Raw genomic sequence first — 18393 nt, 5'->3', positions numbered from 1 at the left:
CCGGCGCCGATGGCTGACCTCTATGCCGTGAGCGACATCCACGTCACTCACGCCGAGAACGCCGACCTTGTGCAGGCGATGCAACCGGTCGACCCAAGCGACTGGCTGATCGTCGCGGGTGATGTGGCGGCGACGGTCAGCCAGGTCCAGGACACCCTCCAGCTGTTGCGGCAGCGGTGGTCTCGGGTCCTTTGGGTTCCCGGCAACCACGAGTTGTGGACCACTCGCGAGGACGCGAACCAGGCACGCGGCGCCGAGCGCTACACCGCGCTCGTCGCCGCCTGCCGGCAGGTGGACGTGCTCACCCCGGAGGACCTGTCGCCGGTCTTTGCCTCGGTCGAGGGGCCGCGAGTCGTCGCCGGGATGTTCCTGCTCTACGACTACTCGTTCCGGCCGCGGGGTATGACCGCGGCCCAGGCGATGGCCTGGGCGCACGACAGCGGAGTGGTCTGCAATGACGAGTTCCTGCTGCATCCCGACCCGCACTCGAGCCGGGAGGCGTGGTGCCGGGAGCGAGTCGCGCTGACGTCGAACCGCCTGGACAGACTGGTCCGTGGCCTCGACGCAGACACCAAAACCGTTCTGGTCAATCACTTCCCGCTCCGGGCCGAGCACACCAAGCCGCTCTACTACCAGCAGTTCGCGCAATGGTGCGGCACGGTCCATACCGAGGACTGGCACCTGCGGTATCGCGCGAGCGATGTCGTCTATGGCCACCTGCACATCCCGCGGCACAGCGTCACCGACGGTGTCCGCTTTCACGAAGTCTCCATCGGTTATCCCCGCGAACGCCAACTGCGGGGCTCCGCCCCACTGGCGCCGCGACTGATCCTGCGAGGAGCATCGTGATCGACCGTATGCTGCCCCCCTTCGTCGCGACCCACGCCGTGCGGCACGACCCGCACGACGCCCACCTGCTGCCGCAGGAGGAGGCGCACGTGAGCCGGGCCGTGCCGCACCGGCGCACCGAATATGCAACAGTCCGCTGGTGTGCCCGGAAGGCATTGTCCCACTTCGGTGTTCATGGCCACGCCCTCGTCAAGGGGCAGGCGGGCGAGCCGCATTGGCCCGAGGGCATCGTCGGCAGCATGACCCACTGCCGCGGCTTCCGCGCGGCCGCCGTCGCCCTCCGCGAGCACGCGCGCTCGATCGGGATCGACGCCGAGCCGCACGAGTCGCTCCCCCACGGGGTCCTCGACGCGATCGCCGACGACGCCGAGAAGGAGCACGTCCGCTCCCTCCGCGCCGCCCACCCGCACGTCCATTGGGACCGGATGTTGTTCTCCGCCAAGGAGAGCATCTACAAGGCCTGGTATCCCGTGGTCCGTCACCGGCTCACGTTCGACGAGGCCCGGGTGCGTTTCTCCCCGGATGGCGCGTTCACGGCCGACCTGGTGATGAGCCCGACGACGCCCTGGCCGACGATGACCGGCAGCTGGCAGGTCGAGGACGGCATCCTCGCCACCTCCGTTGTCACCCAATGATTCTCGTTGAGGCGATGATTGTCGTTCAGGCGGCGAGTTCGTGGGCACCCGCGCCGGCGATCTCGCCATCCGCCTGGTCCCGGTCGTGGCGGCGCTGCATGGTCGACAGCGCGTCCAGCAGCGTGCCGGAGGTCAGCCGGGCGGAGGTGCCCGGGGTGACGATCCCCTGCAGCGGCAGGCCACCGATGTCGATCCACTCGATCCGGCCGGTGGGGTCGACGCCGCTCCGTGCCCGACCCGGGTTGTCCGGGTGCAGGCAATAGGGCACATCGAGCATGCCCCGCTCGAACGCGATCAACAGCGCCTGGCCGACATCGGGGTGCAACTCGAGCGTCGCCTGGACCAGGGCCCGGGCCTCCCGCTCGACCTGCGACATCCCCTCCGGCCGCGGCACGACGATGTCCGGGCTCTGTGCAGCCGTCAGCGCGGCGTGCTCGAGGGCATGCACGTTCTCGGCGACGGTCGGGATGCGGCGCGATTCGGCATACGTCTTGACGATCAATCGCTCGCTGCCGGTGCTGCGGGCCAGGTGCACCGACTGCTCCAGGACGCTGAGCGAGCCGGGCACTGAGCGGGGATAGAGTCCCATGTAGGTATAGATGACCACGTGCCAGTCGACGTTGAGCAACTCCGCTGCGAGAGAACGCAACGCGACCACGGCGTCGTAGTCCTGGCCCGGGTCGATCTGCTGGGCGTAGCTGAGCGAGACCGACGGCAGCCCCCGCTGGGCGAGGAAGCAGGCCTCCAGCACGCTCATCGCGACGAGCATGCTGGGCGGGCACAACTGGCCCATCAGGCAGCCGCCGAAGGTCTCGACGTGCGGGTCATCGTTCAGGTCGGTCAGCAGGTCACAGAATTCCCGCCAGTCCTCCATCGCGCTCGCCAGCGGCGTGCGGCTGTAGGGCAGGCAATAGGAGACCGGCCCACCTTCGGTCACCGACAGGCCGACCCGGGCCATCGCATGCGCAATGTGCTGCGGCCGAGCCGAGCCGTGCCGCACTTGCACGGGAAAGTCGTTGTCCCGTATGCCGTGTAGCACGGCCGCCGTCACCTCCGGGGTATGTGAGGCGATTGGGTAGCCGTTGAGCGCATCGCCCCGGGCGAGTGCCTCGGCGGCCGCGTTGAGGGCGTTGACCCGGGTGTAGCTGTCGAGGGTGATCGTCCCGACGGTCGCGGCGTGGGCGCCGCGCACGGCCTGCAGGCCGGCGCGCATCGCCATCGGGTCGGACATGCCCATGCGCGGCTGCACCACCAGGGTGCCGCGGGTGTTGTGGTCGCGGATATAACGCGCGAAACTCATCACGCTCTCCTGTCAGTTCAGCTCGCGGCGTTGCGCCCCGCGGGCCAGCAACTCGACGAATCCCGATGTCCCGTGGACCTGTTCCTCAAAGACGGCGTCGAAGCCGGCCGTGGTGAGCCGGGCGAGGGCCTCCACCGACTCCCCGCCGTGAATGCCCAGCTTGCCACCGATGACCGCGGGCAGATGGCCGAGGTCGGCGCACTCCCGCAGCGCGGTGATCAGCCGCAGCCCGTCGAGGTAGCCGTGGCCGTTGACCGTGCTGACCACGAGCAGGTCGGCAGCATGGAGACGACAGGCCTCGATGACGAGTGCCTCCGGTGTGCACGGACCGAGGTTGACGACCCGATAGCCGAGCTCCTCGACGAGCAGCTGGACATAGACGAGATTCCACATGTGCGAGTCCGATGCCACCGAGGTGACCACGACGGTAGGTGCCGGCAGTTCATCGAGGTGCTCCTTCGTGGGGGTCGCGACGGCGGTCATGACCGCACCAACCGCAGGTGCTGGACGGGCAGGGGGATGACCGGCTGGTCGATGACCGTGGCCCGGCGCACGAGCTCAAGCCGAGAGCAGGACACGACGGTCTCTCCCTCAATGAGGACCTCGGTGGGCGCGGGACGGCCGAGGAAACCGAGCAGGCTGGCGCTCGGGCCATACGCCCCGACATTGGGAATCGCGACGAGATCGCCCTCGAGGAGCGGCGGCAGCGCGGTGTCCCGCGAGAGCCAGTCGCCGGGCGTGCAGAGCGGGCCGACGAGACTGGCGACATTGTCCGCCTCGCCCTCGTGCAGGGTCTCGACCGACATCGGCAGCAGCCGGTTGAGGCCGGAAAGCCCACCCAGGGTGTTGACGCCGGCGTCGACGATGACGAACCGCTTTCCGCGGCTGTCCTTGATGTTGGTGACCCGGGTGAGCAGCGTGCCGCTCTCCCCGACGATGTAGCGGCCGGACTCGACGGCGAAGTGGGTGTCGCCGTCGCGCCAGCCGGGGAACTCCTCGTCCAGCATGGCGGCCAGCCGGGTCGCAAGCTTCGGGTATGCCGTCCGCTCGCCCCGCCGCGTATACGGCGAGGAGAAGCCGCCGCCGAGGTCGACGACCTCCATGGCGAGCCCGTAGGTCTCGCGCAGCTCGTAGGCGAGCCGGGCGGCGCGACGGAACTCCCCGACCAGAGCATCCTCCTCGACGACATTGCTGCCGGCATAGAAGTGTGTGCCGACCACGCGGATCCCCGCCGTGGTCCGCAGCGTCTCGGCGATCTCGGGGAGGGTCTCGGCGTCGATGCCGAACTGCGAGGGGCGGCCCATCATCTGGATGCCGCTACCGCTGCCGGTGGCGCTCTGGTTGATCCGCAGCATGGCCTCGGCGACGCGCCCGGTCATCCGGGCGAGCTCGGCGATCCGGTGGAAGTCGCCCATCGACTCGATCGAGAAGTGCGTGACGCCGGCGTCGAGGCAGATCATCACCTCCTCGCTCGTCTTACCGGGACCGGTGTAGAGGACCTCGTGCGGCGCGAAACCGGCCTCCAGGGCGGCGGACAGCTCACCGACCGAGCTGATCTCGGCGCCGACCGGGCCGGGCGCCGACTCTCGCACCGCCATCGCGATGTCGGGGTGCGGGTTTGCTTTCAATGCATAATAGACGCGGAATCCGCTTGGGAGAGAAGCGAACAGCTGGTCGCGACCGGCGCGGACCTGCTCCAGGTCATAGACATAGAGGGGCGTCCCGAAGCGGCGGGTCAATTCCTCGTGGGCGATCATGGTGGTCAGGCTCCGATCAGCAGCGGACGCAACTGGTCGACCGCGTGCTTGCCGTGGGTGGTCAGGGGGATGGCGTCGACGCGCCGACAGATCGCCGGCACCTTGGCCGGCTCCAGGCGCAACCGCAGCTCGCGGATGACGTCCTTCTCGTTGAGGTCGGTGACGACGCAGATGCCGAGGTCGTGCCGTTCACCGGGCGGGACGACGCAGGCATTGGACACGCCCGGGACGTCCATCGCTGCGGCCTCGATCTCCAGGGCGCTGACCCGGATTCCCTTGCGCTTGAACATATCGTCGCGGCGACCCTCGAAATAGAGGTAGCCGTCCGCGTCCATCCAGCCGTAGTCTCCGGAGCGCAGGATCGGGGTGCCGTCGGGGTCGGTCTGGAAGGTCCGGGCAGACAACTCGGGATTGCGCCAATAGCCGGCCATGACGTGCCGGCCGCTGGCGACGATCTCGCCGACCTCGCCGGCGGGCAGGCTTTGCCCGTCGGGCCCGGCGATGCGCACCTGGGTGCCAGGCATCGGCAGCCCGACGCAGCCGGGACGCTCGGTGTCCTCCTCCGGAGGCATGACCGTGATCCGCTTGCACTCGGTCTGGCCGAACTGGCGCACCACCCGCGCGCCCGGGAAGACCTCGCGCAATTGGGCGATGGTGGCCTCGGGCAGGGCGGCGCCGGTGTTGCTGATCAGCCGCACCGGGGCGGTCAGGCCGGGCTGGCGGCGGGCCAAGGTGGTGAGCATCCCGGCCAGCGACGGGACGAGCGGCAGCACGGTCGTGCCGGTCTCGACGATCCGCTTCAGCAGCGTCAGGTCGGCCCCGGTCGGGGCGAGCACGATCTCGCACCCCGCGGCAAACACGAGCAGCACCTTGTAGAGCCCGTAGTCCCACGAGATCGGGAAGCGGCAGAAGACGACGTCGTCGGCGCGGTAGCCGAGGGCCGCCCCGAGGGAGTAGGTCGCGAACACGACCTGTGCGTGCGGCTCGACCACGCCCTTGGGCAGCGAGGTGCTGCCCGAGGTGTAGACAATGACCGCGACATCGCTGCCGGCCAGGGTCTGCGGCGTCGCACAGGGCAGGTCACCGTCACCGGTCATCTCGGTGTGGTCGTGCACGGGCACCGTTGCCAACTCGGCGAGCGCCGCCGTCAACTCACCACCACCGATGACGATCACCGGCTCGGCGTCGCGCAGCACGGCCTGCAGGTGGAAGGCCTTCATCGCGGTGTTCAACGGGACAAAGATCGCGCCGACGCGCGAGACCGCCATGAACAACGCCACCAGGTCGCGCTGGGTCTCCATCTGCACGAGGACCCGATCCCCCGGCCGCACCCCCTGCCCGGCCAGCCAGTGCGCCATCGCGTGGCTGCGGCGGGCGACCTCGGCATAGGTCCAGACACCGTCGTCGTCGCGCACGGCCGGCGCATCGGCATACTGCTCACAGGCCCGGTCCAAGATGGAGTGCACAAAGGGTATGCCGCTCCCGTAGTCCGTCGTATCCATCGCCTACTCCTCGTTATCCGCTTGTCGCAGTTGTCAACTTCGCTCCGGGCGGGTGGCCCGGGGGCGTTGACGACGAAGGTAGGAGGAGGTGTCCAGATCCGGAACCCCTATGTCCCACTACGGCCATCCGGCGCCCGGACGGGGCGGTCGGCGGGTCTACCTGAGCGCAACCAGGAGAGGGGACGCCGATGAGCGACACCGAGGCAGTGGCCGTCGTGTTCCCGGGCATGGGCCCGGTCGAGCGCGGCGAATACCTGCGCTTCCTGCTGTTGACGCCCGCCGGCCGGGAGGTGCTGGCCGAGGCGGAGGACGCGCTGGAGCACCGGCTGGATGCCGCCTGGCTGGCCGACGACGTCGCGTATTCGCCTGCGGCACAGCTGGGTTTTCTAGCTGCGACCCTTGCGCTCGCCGAGTCGATCGAAACCGAGTTGGACGAGCCACCGGTGGCACTGGCCGGGCCGAGCTTCGGCTGCCGCGCGGTGGCGATCCGCTCCGGGTCGGTCGCCGTGGGGGCCGGCTTCCGGATGGCCGCGCGCATGGCCGCGGTAATGGACGACTACTTCACGACCCGCCACCCCAGTCTGGTCACCCAGTCCTTCGGCCGGCTGCGCCCCGACGTTGTGGCCGAGATCATGGCCGGCCTGGAGAGCCGCGAGCGGCCGGCCGACCTGTCCTGCCGAGTGGACGAGGACTTCGTCATGATCACCCTCGACGCGGCCGACCTCGAGGAAGTCGTTGCGACGGCCCGCAAGCACGGCGCCATGCCGCTGTTCACGATGAAACCCCCCATGCACGCGCGCTATTTCGCCGGACTGCGCCAGCGCCTCGATGCGGAAGTGTTCGCGGACATCGACTTTCGCGACCCGGCAGTCCCGGTGGTCGGGGACCAGGACGGGCAGCTGCTGACGAGCGGAAGCGGCATACGGAATCTGCTGTTGCGCGGGTGCGACGAGATGGTCGACTGGCCACGTGCGCTCGACGGTCTCGCCGAGCGGGGTGTCACCCAGTTGGCGGTCGCCGGCGAGGACGGACTGTTCACCCGGGTGCCGGGGACGACCAAGCGTTTCCGGGTGCGGCAGTGGGGAGTTCGGGCGCAGCTGCGTCCCCGGCGCCGCCTCCCCCTGGTGGCATGAACGCGGTCATGCCACCAGGGGTGAGGTCAGACCAGCAGCGTCGACGGCTCGTTGGCCTGCGGCGCGGGCTTGTAGCCGAACTGCATCGCGGTCAGCTTGTCGAAAGCGCGGTCCGGCAGGAACTTCGCCATGGCGACGGCGACATTGGCGCCCTTGCCGACCCGGTAGCGGGTCTTGGGCTTGGTGTCGGTCGCGGCCTTGACGATGACGCGCGCCACCTCGTCCACGGTGCTCATCTGCTTTGCGACTCGGCCGCTGGCGAAGTAGGTCCGCATGGCGCTCGCCATATGGGCATAGGGGCCGGCGCCGGATGCCTCGGCGAGGCGCTCCATCGCGACATCGTGCCAGTCGGTGGCGACATAGCTCGGCTGGACGATCGCGACGTCGATTCCGAACTGGCCGACCTCGCCACGCAGCGCGTCGGAGAGGGCTTCGAGGGCGAATTTGCTCGCGTGATACCACCCGCCGAGCGGCGAGGAGAACTCGCCGGCGAGCGAGGAGACGTTGACGATCCGCCCGTTGCGGGCGCTGCGCATTCCGGGCAAGGCCTCTTGGATCAGCTGCATGGCACCGAAGACGTTGACATCGAGCTGGCGCTTGGCGTCGTCGATGCCGGTCTCTTCGATGGTGCCGAACTCGCCGTAGCCCGCACAGTTGACCAGGATGTCGATCGGGCCGGCCTCGTCGGTGACGGTCCGGATCGCGGCCCGGATGCTCTGCGGGTCTTCCAGGTCCAGCCGGACCGGCACGACGCCGTCGATGGTGGCAACCGCGCCGGTGCGCCTGGCCGCGCCGAAGACCTGCACGCCCTCGGCAACGAGCAGCTCGCACACGCGGGCGCCGATGCCCGAGGACGCGCCGGTCACGAGGGCGGTGATGGTGTGGTTGGTCATGGGTCTCTCCATTCGGTTCGCTATCCGTGCCATTCACTAACTGTGAATCACTAATACAGATTGTTACAGTGCCTGCCATGACCTGTCAACCCGTCGGCGCAAACGGTGATCGTGCCCTGCGGCTGCTGTGGGGCGTCGAGCCCGGTCCGGCCCGTGGCCCTAAGGCTCGCTGGACCATCGCCGATGTTGCGGCGCGGGCCGTCGGCGTTGCCGACCGCGGGGGACTGGAGAGCGTCACGCTCGCCAACGTCGCCGCCGAGCTTGGCGTCACGACAGGCGCGGTCTATCGCTACGTCGACTCCAAGGACATCCTCGTCGAGTTGATGGTGGATGCCGCGGCGGGAGACCCGCCCCCGTTGACCGGTCAGACCTGGGATGCCCGGACGCGCGAGTGGGTCTGGGCATTGCGGGATCGCTATCGACAGCACCCGTGGATGGCCGATGTCCGACCGTCCGGTATGCCGCGCCAACCCCGCCCGTTCGCCTGGATCGAGACGCTCGTGCTGGCGCTCGCCGACCGGGAGGACCTCGACGGGATGCGCGTGGCCCTGCTGTTGGAGGGCCTGGTGCGCACCTACTCGGCAATCGCGCAGGGTTTGACCGCCCGGCGCGAGCCGGCAACGTGGCTCGGTATGGCGGTCGCCGACCGGTTCCCGACCCTGGCCGCAGCCGCCGACCGCGACTGGGCCAATGCGGATGCCGAACTCGACTATGCCATCGAGATCGTCCTGCGCGGGATCACTGCCGGCTGAACAGCATTGCCCCAGTAGAGAAAAACAATCGATGAGGCCCGGCCGCCTGCGGCCCCTAGTTGCTATCCCCTTGACCCTCAAGGCAGTTCGCTCAGGGCTGAACGCGGGCTGATCTCAACCGGCCCGTCCGCTGAATCTTCTCGATCGGTACGGCGACATCTCGGCGGTGTGAACAGCACCCAACCGGCGTGCGCCGGTCCAGCCGTCGCGCCAAGAAACGCGCCACACCCACAGTAAGGAACAGACATGCAATCCCAACTCGCTGGGCGCAAGGAGTGGATCGCACTCGCGGTCCTGTGCCTGCCCATGCTTATCGTGTCGATGGACGTGTCGGTGCTCTTCTATGCCGTCCCGTTCATCGCCGCCGACCTACAGCCCACCGCATCGCAGATGCTGTGGACGCTGGACATCTACGCCTTCGTGCTTGCCGGCCTGTTGATCAGCATGGGCGCCGTCGGTGACCGGATCGGTCGTCGCCGGCTGCTGCTGATCGGTGCCACCGCCTTCGGCGCCGCCTCGGCCGTCGCGGCATACGCCCACACCGCCGAGGTTCTCATCGGGGCCCGGGCCCTGCTCGGTATCGCCGGGGCCACGCTCATGCCGTCGACGCTCGCCCTGATCCGCAACATCTTCCACGACGAGGCCCAGCGTGGGAAGGCGATCGCCACCTGGAGCGCCGTGCTCACCGGAGGCGTCACCCTCGGCCCGGTCGTCAGCGGCATCCTGCTGGAGCACTTCTGGTGGGGCTCGGTCTTCCTGATCAACCTGCCGTTCATGGTGATGTTGCTGATCGCCGGCCCGATGCTGCTGCCGGAGTTCCGCAGTGAAACCCGGCCGCGGTTCGACGCGCTCAGCGCCGTTCTCGCGCTCGCCGCGATTCTCCCGGTGATCTATTGCATCAAGTCGATCGCCACCGAGGGGACCTCGCGGGAACTGCTCGCGTATGGCGCGGCGGGCGTCCTCGCCGGCATCGTCTTCGTCGTCCGCCAGTTGCGTAGCGCCAGCCCGCTCGTCGACCTGCGGATGCTCGCGAACGGCGCGGTCGGTGGCGGCGTCACGGTCAACGTCATCGCGATGTTCGTCATGATGGGCTCGGCGCTGGTCATGACGCAGTACCTCCAGTCCGTCCTCGGCCTCAGCCCGCTGCGCGCCGCCCTGTGGAGCCTGGCTCCCGCGGTCGTCGTCGGTGGCGCCGCCCCGGTCGCGGTCGCCCTGTCCGGCAAGCTCGGCAACGCGGCGGTCATGTCCGGCGGGATGATCGTGTCGGCCGGTGGCTTCGTGATGCTCTCTCGGGCCGCGGCGGACTCGGCGTTGTGGTACCCCCTGAGCGCCGCCGGCCTGATCTCGGGTGGCATCGTCGCCATCCTCTCGATCGTCAGCACGGTGATCATGGGCGCCGCTCCGCCGGAGCGAGCCGGCTCGGTCGCCGGCCTGCTGGAGACATCCAGTGAGCTCGGTGGGGCGCTCGGCCTGGCCCTGCTCGGGTCGCTGCTGGCCAAGGTCTACCGCTCGGAGATGGCCGACACCCTGCCCCAGGGGGTCCCCGCCGAGGCCGCGCACGCGGCCGAGGAGACCCTTGCCGGCGCCCAGGTCGTCGCCCAGAGCCTGCCCAGCGGCATCGCGACGATCGTGCGGCACGCGGCCGAATCGGCATACCTCATCGGGATGCGTTGGACCTGCCTGGCCGCCGCCGTCGTTCTGGCCGCGACCGCGGTCGTCAACCTGGTGGTCCTGCCCAAGGGCGTGCCGGCCCCCGTGGCCGAGCCGGTCGAGGCGCCGGAACCGGTGGCTGCCTGAGCACACGCACGTCCCGATTCCCCCGCGAGCGGGGTGCCCGCGGGGGAATCGGCAGTCAGACCAATCGCACGGACCTGCAGGAAGGTGAAACCGGATGAACGCGGCCAGCCATGACAGTGCAGTGGCCACGCTGCTCGCGTGCTACCGCAACGCGCGTTCCGGCCGGGGCGGCGTGGCGACGATCACCGGGCCGCTGTCCTGCGGCAAGTCCGAGGTCCTGGAGGACCTGTCGGTGGCGATTCACGCCGACGGCGGGCAGGTATTGCGCGCCACCGGATCGGCCACCGAGCAACACCTGATGGGGGGGATCGTCGACCAGCTCCTTCGTTCCAGCCCCGATGTGGATCTGGACCCGGTCGGGCTCATCGGCGCCGAGGGATTGTGCGGCGAGCAGTCGTGGCAGTTCGGGTCCGGATTGCCGCCGCGGGCGGCACGGATGGCTCACCAGCTCTCCTCCCAGCTCCTGGAGATCGGTGGCGGCACCGCGAGCGTCGTGCTCGTCGACGACGTCCACTTCGTCGACCTGGCCTCGCAACACGTTCTCGCCGCGCTCGCGCGGCGGATGCGGACCCTCCCGCTGCTCCTGATCCTCGCCGGCCGGAATCTCGCCGAGTCGGGAATACCGGTGCTGGCCAACCAGATTTCCAGTATGCCGGTCACGGCCGTGATCCTGGAGCCGCTCACTGCGTCGGACATCGGCCGGATGGTGCAGCGGCTCGGTCCGGAGGTCGCCGAGTCGGTCGCGACCTGGCACGAGCTGACCGGCGGCAGCCCCACGTTGGTCAAGGCGCTCGTGGAGGACTGGCAGGCGTCGGTGGCCGCGGCGGGGGCTGGGGATTCGGGGGCGGTGGTCGCCGGGGCGACCTTCGGCCAAGCCGTGCTCGCCGGTCTCCAGGGGTGGGGGCATGACCTGCTGGCCGTCGCCCGCGTGTCCGCAGTGACGGTCAATGCCCTTGCGCCAGAGGCGATTGCGGACATCGTGGGCCAAAGCCCCGACCAGGTGCGCAAGCTGCTCGGAGTGCTCGACAACGCCGGCCTTCTAGCGCAGGGGCGGATGCGGCATGCCGCCGTGGCGGACGCTGTCGCGGCCACGATTTCGGCGGCGGAGCAGACCGCCCTGCACGACCGGATCGCCCGGGTCCTCTTCGACCGTGGTGTGGACGCGATCGACATCGCTCGGCATGTGTTGGCCGGCAGCGGGGTCGATGAGGAATGGGCCCTATCAGTGCTGATCAGTGCCGGCCGGCGCGCGCTCGGGATGGACGACATCGCGTTCGCCGAGCGGTGCGCCGAGGCCGTGTCCCGGACCTCCTCCGCGCGCAGCGTCGCCGGTCTGGTGCTGCGCATGAATACTTCCTGGCGGGTCGGGCCCGCGCACGCGGGCACCCGGATCGCACAGTTGGTCGATGCCATGGCGGCGGGGGAGCTGACCGATGACGAGGTCATCCAGCTGTGCCGGCTCTGCTTGTGGGCCGGAGACGACGACAACGCCGCTGCGGCACAGGACCTCCTGGTGACCAGGGAGAAGCTGACCGATCCGCGGTTGAGCATTCAGCTCGCCTCCGCGAGGCGGTGGTATGCCGGACTCGAGCCACTCGGCATACCGGACGAGTGGTTGCAGCCGGGGAGCACGGCGGTGGCGCCGTGGATGTCTTCGGCCCTGGCGATTTCGCGGGACGGCTTCGCGGCGGACGCCGACAGCGCGGAGGCGCTGGTGCAGAGCTGCGTGCTCTCGGTGGAGAGCTATGAGCTGATCAACCGCGCCCTGACGATCCTGACCGTCGCCGACCGCCTCGATGTTGCGGCACGGTGGGCGGGGGAGTTCCTCGAGCAGGCCAAACGGGGCGGCAGCCGCGCCTGGGAAGCGATGATGCGCAGCCACTTGGCCGCCATTGCGCTGCAACGCGGTCGGCTCATCGATGCCGCCGACGCCGCGCAGCGGGGCATGGAGACCATCTCGCTGGACAACTGGGGCCGCCTGGTCGGCCATCCCCTGGCAACCCTGCTGATCGCGAATTCCCGCTTGGGTCGCCAGGATTCGTCCGAGTCCTGGCTGCGCCGAGTGACCCCCGATGCATTCGATGGCTGGCATGGGCTGGGGCTGGTGCGGGCGCGCGGCGTCCACCACCTCAGCGCCGAACGCCGCCTGGCCGCGATGGCGGACTTCCAGCGTTGTCAGACGATGCTGGCCGGGCGTGACCTGGCGCTGGAGCAAATCGTGCCGTGGCGGCTGGATCTTGCCGAAGTGAACATCTCCTTGGGCCGCAACGCCGTTGCCGAGGAACTCGTTCGGACGTATGCCGAGAAGGTGCGCCCCAAGGATGCCCGTACCCGTGGACGGGCCCGGGTGCTGCTCGCGCGTTGCCGGCCGCTGCTGGAGCGGCGCGGCTTGCTGGAGAAGGCGGTTGGCGAGTTGGAGCAGAGCCTGGACCACTACGGCCTGGCTGAGTGCCTCAAGGAGCTGGCCGAGGTCTATCAGGCACTGAGTGAACTCGACCGCGCCCGAGCGGCGATTCGCCGGGCGGGGCAGGAGCGCAAGGCCTGCCAACTCATCGAGACGGCCCGCCCGATGGTCGGGGACCGGTCGGCCGGCAGCGCGAGTGCCGGCAGCGCGAGTGCCGGCGGCGCGAGTGTCGGCGCGGCGGGTGAGGCGTTTGGGGGCACCGCGGATAGCGGTGCGAGCGGGGGCGTGGCTGGTGCCGGAACGGGTGTGGCCACTCTCGCGGCCGGGGATCACGCCCGAGTCGCAGCTGCGGGTGACGGTTCCGTCCCCGGGCCAGCGAGCGCTGATGGCATCGGCGGCAGTGCGGTTGCGGCTCGGGGCGCTAGTGCAAACTCCGGCGTCGCAGGCCTGAGCGAGGCACAGCGGCGGGTGGCCGAGTTGGCGGCCCTTGGGCACACGAATCAGGAGATCAGCCGCAAGCTGTTCATCACGGTCAGCACGGTCGAGCAACATCTGACCCGGGTCTTCCGCAAGCTGGGTGTCGATGGCCGTGACCAGCTGTGGAGCCTGCTGCACACCGACCCCGCCGAGACCACCGCCCTGAGCGCGTAACGCAGAGGACGTGAAGCGTCGGTTGCAGGAGCGCGCCCGGCGGCGCGGGGTGTCGATGGGGCGGAAGCTCGCGACACCCTCACCCGCGATGTCGCCCGGCGGGATTGACCGTGAGCCACCTGATCGCACTCAGGTGCAGCGGCCGGCGGACCTGGAGTGACGCGCCTGGTCCTGGCGGGACTTCAGCGTTTCGGCCGCCGATCTACCGAGAATTGACAGCCTGGCAGGAACGCAAAGGCACGCCGAAACCAATGGCGGACATCATGATCGCCGCCATTTGCCTGGTGAACGCCTGCGGCCTGGCCACCCGCAACAGCGGACTTCTCCGACGCCGGCCTGGCCTTGCTGGTCGACCCGTTCGTGGCGAACTCTCCGAAGTCGCGACCATGATCGGTGAGAACCGGTTTTCAGCGATGAACAGCCGTGGTCGAGGATCGACCGCCGCCACGTGTCACGATCGAGTGCATTCGCGGCCGAGTCCGCCGAACGCCGCCGGTCGCCCTGCACCACGCGCTTGGCAACCGGACCCCCGCTTCCCGCCCCCACGGTGGCCGGCGCAGCCGGCCCGGGTCACTGACTCGACGAGTTCGGTGAGTGGCGTGGTGACTGGACCGATGTTGGGCGCCGGACGCGAGGACCTACCCGCCAGTAGGCGCCGTGTCGTTGTCCCGGAGCGGCGGATGATCGGCCGCGGGCCGGGTGACAGCGGGCCGAGCACGGCCGCGGGACATGGATGGCGAGCAAAGGCCCCCTCTTCCCCACCCCCGGTGGCCGCCGCGCGGGGCGGCCCGGGCCACAGAATCGAAGAGCTCGTGAGTGACCGGGAGGCCGGACGGAACTGAGCCCGTGTGTTACCCCCGTCGCGGCATTATTGCCGGCCGAGGACAGACAAGCCCGACCCGGCGCCGGGTCGCGGCGCCGGGTCGGGTGGAGGGAGGCGAGGCGTCAGAGGGTGTCTGCAGCCTCGCGGATCAGCGCCATGACGTCCATGGCGTGGTCATTGAGATAGAAGTGGCCGCCGTCGAACCAGTGCGTCCGGTATTCGGCCGTGGTGTGCCGGCGCCAGGCGTCGACCTCCTCGCCGGTGACCTCAGGGTCCTCGAACCCGTTCATGGTTGTGATCGGGACCGGCAGCGGACCCCAGGTCGCAGGGTGCCGATAGGTCTCGGCGGCCTTGTAGTCGCCGCGCACCGCCGGCAGCACCGTCCGCATCAGCTCTTCGTCAGAAAACAGCTCCGGCGCAGTGCCGCTCATCGTGCGCAGCGTGTCGAGCAGCTGGGCATCGCTCCCCAGGTGCACGTTCTCGCTCGGCCGAGGTGTCGACGGTGCGCGCCGGCCGGACGCGAACAGCAGCGCCGGCGCCAACCCCCGGGCGCAAAGCCGCTGGGCCACCTCGTACGCGAGCGTCGCACCCAGGCTGTGCCCGAAGAAGATCGTGGGCCGGTCGATCAGACCCGAAACCTCCTGCGCGGCGCCATCGGCGAGCGCAGCGACCGAGTCGAGGCAGGGCTCCATCCGGCGATCCTGGCGTCCCGGATACTGCAGGGCGCACACGTCAAAGGTGCTGCTCAGCGTGCGCGAAACGGGGAAGTAGTAGCTGGCAGAGCCCCCAGCATGGGGAAAGCACACCAGCCGGTAGGCCGCATCCGGCCGCGGATGGAATCGACGGATCCACTTCTCCCGGGCGGTGATCGGCGAACTCGTGATCGGCGAACTCGTGATCGACGAGTTCGGGCGCGTGGCAAGGGCAGTCATTGGGTCTCCTTGTGGGATGACAGTGTGGGATTGTAGGGTGGGTCGGCTCGGATCAGAGTGGCGGGTTGCCGTGCTTGCGGGGGGCGGTGAACTTGCGCTTCGACTCGAGCATGTTGAAGGCGTCGATCACCCGCTCACGGGTGTGCGCGGGGTCGATGATCTCATCGACAAGGCCGCGCTCGGCGGCGTAGTAGGGGTGCATCAGCTCGCCTTTGTATTCGGCGATCCGCCCCTCGCGATGGCCTTCCGGGTCGGCATGCTTCGAAATCTCCTTGCGGAAGATCACGTTCACCGCCGCCTCGGCGCCCATCACGGCAATCTCGTTGGTGGGCCAGGCAAAAGACACGTCACAACCGATCGAGCGCGAGTCCATGACGATGTAGGCACCGCCGTAGGCCTTGCGCAGGATCACCTGCACCCGTGGCACCGTGGCGGCACAGTAGGCATAGAGCAGCTTCGCGCCGCGACGGATGATCCCGTTGTGCTCCTGATCCCCGCCGGGCAGGAATCCCGGCACGTCGACGAGCGTCAGCAGCGGGATGTTGAACGCGTCGCACATCTGCACGAAGCGCGCTCCCTTCTCCGAGGACGGGATGTCGAGCACGCCGGACAGCTGCATCGGCTGGTTGGCGACGACGCCGACGACTCGCCCGCCGACCCGGGCGAGCCCGCAGACGATGTTGGGCGCCCACAACTGGTGGAACTCGAAGAAGTCGCCGTCATCGACGATCGACTCGATGACATTCTTGACGTCGTATGCCTGATTGGCTTGCGCAGGCACGATATCGGCAAGTTCCGGGCACTCCCGATCGATCGGGTCGCTGCACTCCTCGACCGGCGACGGCTCGAGGTTGTTGGCCGGAAGCAGTGAGATCAGATAACGCACATCCTCCAGGCACTCCTCCTCGCTGTCATAGAGGAAGCCACCGGCGCCGGACCGGCTCGTGTGGACCAGCGCCCCACCCAACTCGTCGTGGGTAATGCTCTCCCCGGTGACGGTCTGGACCACATCCGGCCCGGTGATGTACATCTGTGAAATGTCCCTGACCATGAACACAAAATCGGTCAAGGCAGGGGAGTAGGTCGCGCCGCCGGCGCACGGGCCGAGCATGACGCTGATCTGCGGGATGACCCCCGACGCCTCGACATTGCGCCGGAAGATCCCGCCGTAGCCCGCAAGCGCGGTCACCCCCTCCTGGATCCGCGCGCCGGCGCCGTCGCTCAGCGCGACGATCGGCGCACCCGCGGCCAGGGCAAGGTCCAAGACTTTGTGGATCTTGGCCGCATGCGCTTCACCAAGCGAGCCGCCAAAGATGCGGAAGTCGTGGGCATACGTGAAAACCTTGCGGCCGTGCACCATTCCCCACCCGATAACGACCCCGTCCGTCGGTGGGCGCTTGTCCTCCAGGCCGAAACCAACGGCCTGGTGCCGGCGCAACTGCTCGATCTCGCGGAAGGTGCCGGGGTCAAAGAGCAGCTCAAGCCGCTCGCGCACGGTCAGCTTCCCGCGGTCGTGCTGGGCTTGCGTGGCCCGCTCCGAGGGCCCGTCCTGGGCGCGCTGCTGCAGGCGACGCAGCTCGATCAGCCGGCTGGTCATATCGGGCTCGACGGCGCGAAGGAAGGCCGCCTCGGTGTCTGGTGCTTCGGCATACGGCCGAGTCTCGACAATGGTCATCGGATGCTCCTTTAAGCGATCGGGACGACGCCATTTCTAGTGAGCACCAGGCAGATTGCGAACCCCTCACCTCCGGCGCGCCCACCCCAGCGCCCACCAGCAGGGTGGGTCGTGGACGGCTAGGGGTATGCCGCGTCAGCGGCCGGAGCTACCGTGCTGCGGCGATCCGCAGATCCGGTCTGGGGCGAAAACCGCTCAGCTGCAGGTGGTTCCGACGCAGTCGCGCTCGGTCTCGAGCGCCTGGGACCACGCGGCGACGTCGTGGGTCGCGGAGGGCGTGCCGTAGGCCAGCGGGATGAGGTTGGTCAGCTCGGCCGGGTCGGCGATCGTGTCGTAAAGCTCCTGGGTCACCGGAGCAGTCCCGGGCGTGTCCGAGTAAGTGACGATGAATTTGTACTGACCGTCATACAGCGAGGCCCAGGTCGGATAGGGGGCAGGCTTGGCGCTCGTCCACCGGTCGAACCAGTATTCCGACAACAGCTTGGTGTGCCCGGTCGGGGTCGTGACGAGCGACTTCCCGTCGATGGCGGGCAGCGCGGGGTCGGGAGTCAGGCCGACCAGATCGAGGATCGTCGGCAGGATGTCGATGTTAGTGACCTTGGCGGTTTGCGACTCGAGGTCCGCAGGGCTGCCCGGGGCGAAGGTGCCGGGGAAGGAAATCATCAGCGGCACCCGGACCGAGGGCTCGTAGGCGACGAACTTCTTGGTCAGCCGGTGTTCGCCGTTCATCAGTCCGTTGTCGGAGGTGAACACGATCACCGTGTTGTCTAGGACGCCGGCGGTGGTCAGCTTGGTGACGACCTTGGCGAACCAGTCGTCGACGGACTTCAACGCTCGCTGCGAGGTCGGGCAAATGGTCTTCCAGCCGAAGTCACCGGCGAAGTTGGCCTGGACGAAGCGGGGCTTGTCGGTGCGGTCGTCCTCGACGGGCGGCTTGACGCACCCCGGCACGGCCAGCGTTCGGTACTTGGGCTCGACCATCGTGTACGCCAGGTTCGCGTCGTGCGTGTGCGGTGCGGTCGGGTCGAATTCCAGATAGAACGGTGTTGCCGGGTCGGCGAGCGCGCGGTCGAGGTAGTTCGTCGCCTGCTTGCCGATCCACGTCGTGTTGTAGTTCAGCCCGGTCTTGGGGTCGCCGTAGATCTTCTGGGTGGTGCCGCCCTTGAAGGTGGCGACGAAGTTGTAGTACCACTTCGGTGTGCCAGGCCCGGCGCCACCCCCGACGATCGTGACGAACTCGTCGAAGAGCGGCGGCTGCTTGATCAGGTTCAGGTATTTGCCGAACAGGGC

General features: G+C 68.7%; 14 protein-coding genes. 6 read left to right on the top strand and 8 right to left on the bottom strand.

Annotated elements, in window-relative coordinates; all coding sequences use genetic code 11:
* The first annotated feature begins 9 nt into the window (after positions 1 to 9).
* Entirely contained in the window at positions 10 to 849 is an 840-nt protein-coding gene (locus V9G19_RS02450) for a metallophosphoesterase family protein (protein ID WP_462283911.1), read from the top strand.
* The gene (locus tag V9G19_RS02445) at positions 846 to 1484 is read left to right on the top strand and encodes a 4'-phosphopantetheinyl transferase family protein (RefSeq protein WP_462283910.1); all 639 of its coding nucleotides are present in this window, start codon (positions 846 to 848) and stop codon (positions 1482 to 1484) included. Before V9G19_RS02450 ends, V9G19_RS02445 begins: the two co-directional genes overlap by 4 nt.
* Positions 1485 to 1509: 25 nt before the next feature.
* Here V9G19_RS02445 and V9G19_RS02440 read toward each other — a convergent pair whose 3' ends face one another.
* The 4 genes from V9G19_RS02440 to V9G19_RS02425 are packed head-to-tail and all read right to left on the bottom strand — an operon-like array spanning position 1510 to position 6043.
* On the bottom strand, positions 1510 to 2784 hold the full coding sequence (locus V9G19_RS02440) for a hypothetical protein (protein ID WP_462283909.1): 1275 nt from the start codon (positions 2782 to 2784) through the stop codon (positions 1510 to 1512).
* Positions 2785 to 2796: 12 nt separating this feature from the next.
* Positions 2797 to 3267 carry a cobalamin B12-binding domain-containing protein gene (locus V9G19_RS02435; RefSeq protein ID WP_462283908.1) on the bottom strand — a complete coding sequence of 157 codons (471 nt, stop codon included), beginning with the start codon at positions 3265 to 3267 and terminating at the stop codon, positions 2797 to 2799.
* Complete coding sequence (locus V9G19_RS02430; RefSeq protein WP_462283907.1) at positions 3264 to 4541, bottom strand: type III PLP-dependent enzyme domain-containing protein; 1278 nt, start codon at positions 4539 to 4541, stop codon at positions 3264 to 3266. The genes V9G19_RS02435 and V9G19_RS02430 overlap by 4 nt, the downstream gene beginning before the upstream one ends.
* A gap of 5 nt (positions 4542 to 4546) precedes the next feature.
* Positions 4547 to 6043, bottom strand: a complete 1497-nt coding sequence (locus V9G19_RS02425) for a class I adenylate-forming enzyme family protein (RefSeq protein ID WP_462283906.1) — start codon at positions 6041 to 6043, stop codon at positions 4547 to 4549.
* Positions 6044 to 6231: 188 nt separating this feature from the next.
* Between V9G19_RS02425 and V9G19_RS02420 the strand changes: the two genes are divergently transcribed.
* Positions 6232 to 7176, top strand: a complete 945-nt coding sequence (locus tag V9G19_RS02420; protein ID WP_462283905.1) for a hypothetical protein — start codon at positions 6232 to 6234, stop codon at positions 7174 to 7176.
* Positions 7177 to 7202: 26 nt separating this feature from the next.
* Here the strand turns inward: V9G19_RS02420 and V9G19_RS02415 are convergent, their stop codons facing one another.
* Positions 7203 to 8069: an oxidoreductase gene (locus V9G19_RS02415; RefSeq protein ID WP_462283904.1), complete on the bottom strand. Its 867-nt coding sequence runs from the start codon at positions 8067 to 8069 to the stop codon at positions 7203 to 7205.
* Positions 8070 to 8146: 77 nt separating this feature from the next.
* On the opposite strand from V9G19_RS02415, the gene V9G19_RS02410 reads away from it, so the two are divergent.
* The 3 genes from V9G19_RS02410 (at position 8147) to V9G19_RS02400 (ending at position 13673) form a co-directional block, all read left to right on the top strand.
* Positions 8147 to 8821 (top strand): TetR/AcrR family transcriptional regulator, encoded by a 675-nt coding sequence (locus V9G19_RS02410; RefSeq protein WP_462283903.1) that lies wholly within the window; start codon positions 8147 to 8149, stop codon positions 8819 to 8821.
* A 246-nt stretch (positions 8822 to 9067) separates the two neighbouring features.
* The gene (locus V9G19_RS02405) at positions 9068 to 10618 is read left to right on the top strand and encodes an MFS transporter (protein WP_462283902.1); all 1551 of its coding nucleotides are present in this window, start codon (positions 9068 to 9070) and stop codon (positions 10616 to 10618) included.
* A 94-nt stretch (positions 10619 to 10712) separates the two neighbouring features.
* Positions 10713 to 13673: a helix-turn-helix transcriptional regulator gene (locus tag V9G19_RS02400; protein WP_462283901.1), complete on the top strand. Its 2961-nt coding sequence runs from the start codon at positions 10713 to 10715 to the stop codon at positions 13671 to 13673.
* A 945-nt stretch (positions 13674 to 14618) separates the two neighbouring features.
* Here the strand turns inward: V9G19_RS02400 and V9G19_RS02395 are convergent.
* The 3 genes from V9G19_RS02395 to V9G19_RS02385 form a co-directional block, all read right to left on the bottom strand.
* Positions 14619 to 15428 carry a thioesterase II family protein gene (locus V9G19_RS02395; RefSeq protein WP_462283900.1) on the bottom strand — a complete coding sequence of 270 codons (810 nt, stop codon included), beginning with the start codon at positions 15426 to 15428 and terminating at the stop codon, positions 14619 to 14621.
* 52 nt (positions 15429 to 15480) lie between these two features.
* Positions 15481 to 17103, bottom strand: coding sequence for an acyl-CoA carboxylase subunit beta (locus tag V9G19_RS02390; RefSeq protein WP_462283899.1), 1623 nt, complete (start codon positions 17101 to 17103; stop codon positions 15481 to 15483).
* Positions 17104 to 17298: 195 nt separating this feature from the next.
* On the bottom strand, positions 17299 to 18393 hold a 1095-nt coding region (locus V9G19_RS02385), incomplete at its 5' end, for a sulfatase-like hydrolase/transferase (protein WP_462283898.1).

This window comes from Nostocoides sp., from assembly GCF_037045025.1.
Taxonomy (GTDB): domain Bacteria; phylum Actinomycetota; class Actinomycetes; order Actinomycetales; family Dermatophilaceae; genus Nostocoides_A.
The sequence above is the reverse complement of the archived record's forward strand: the minus strand, read 5'-3'. Positions and strand labels throughout refer to the sequence as shown.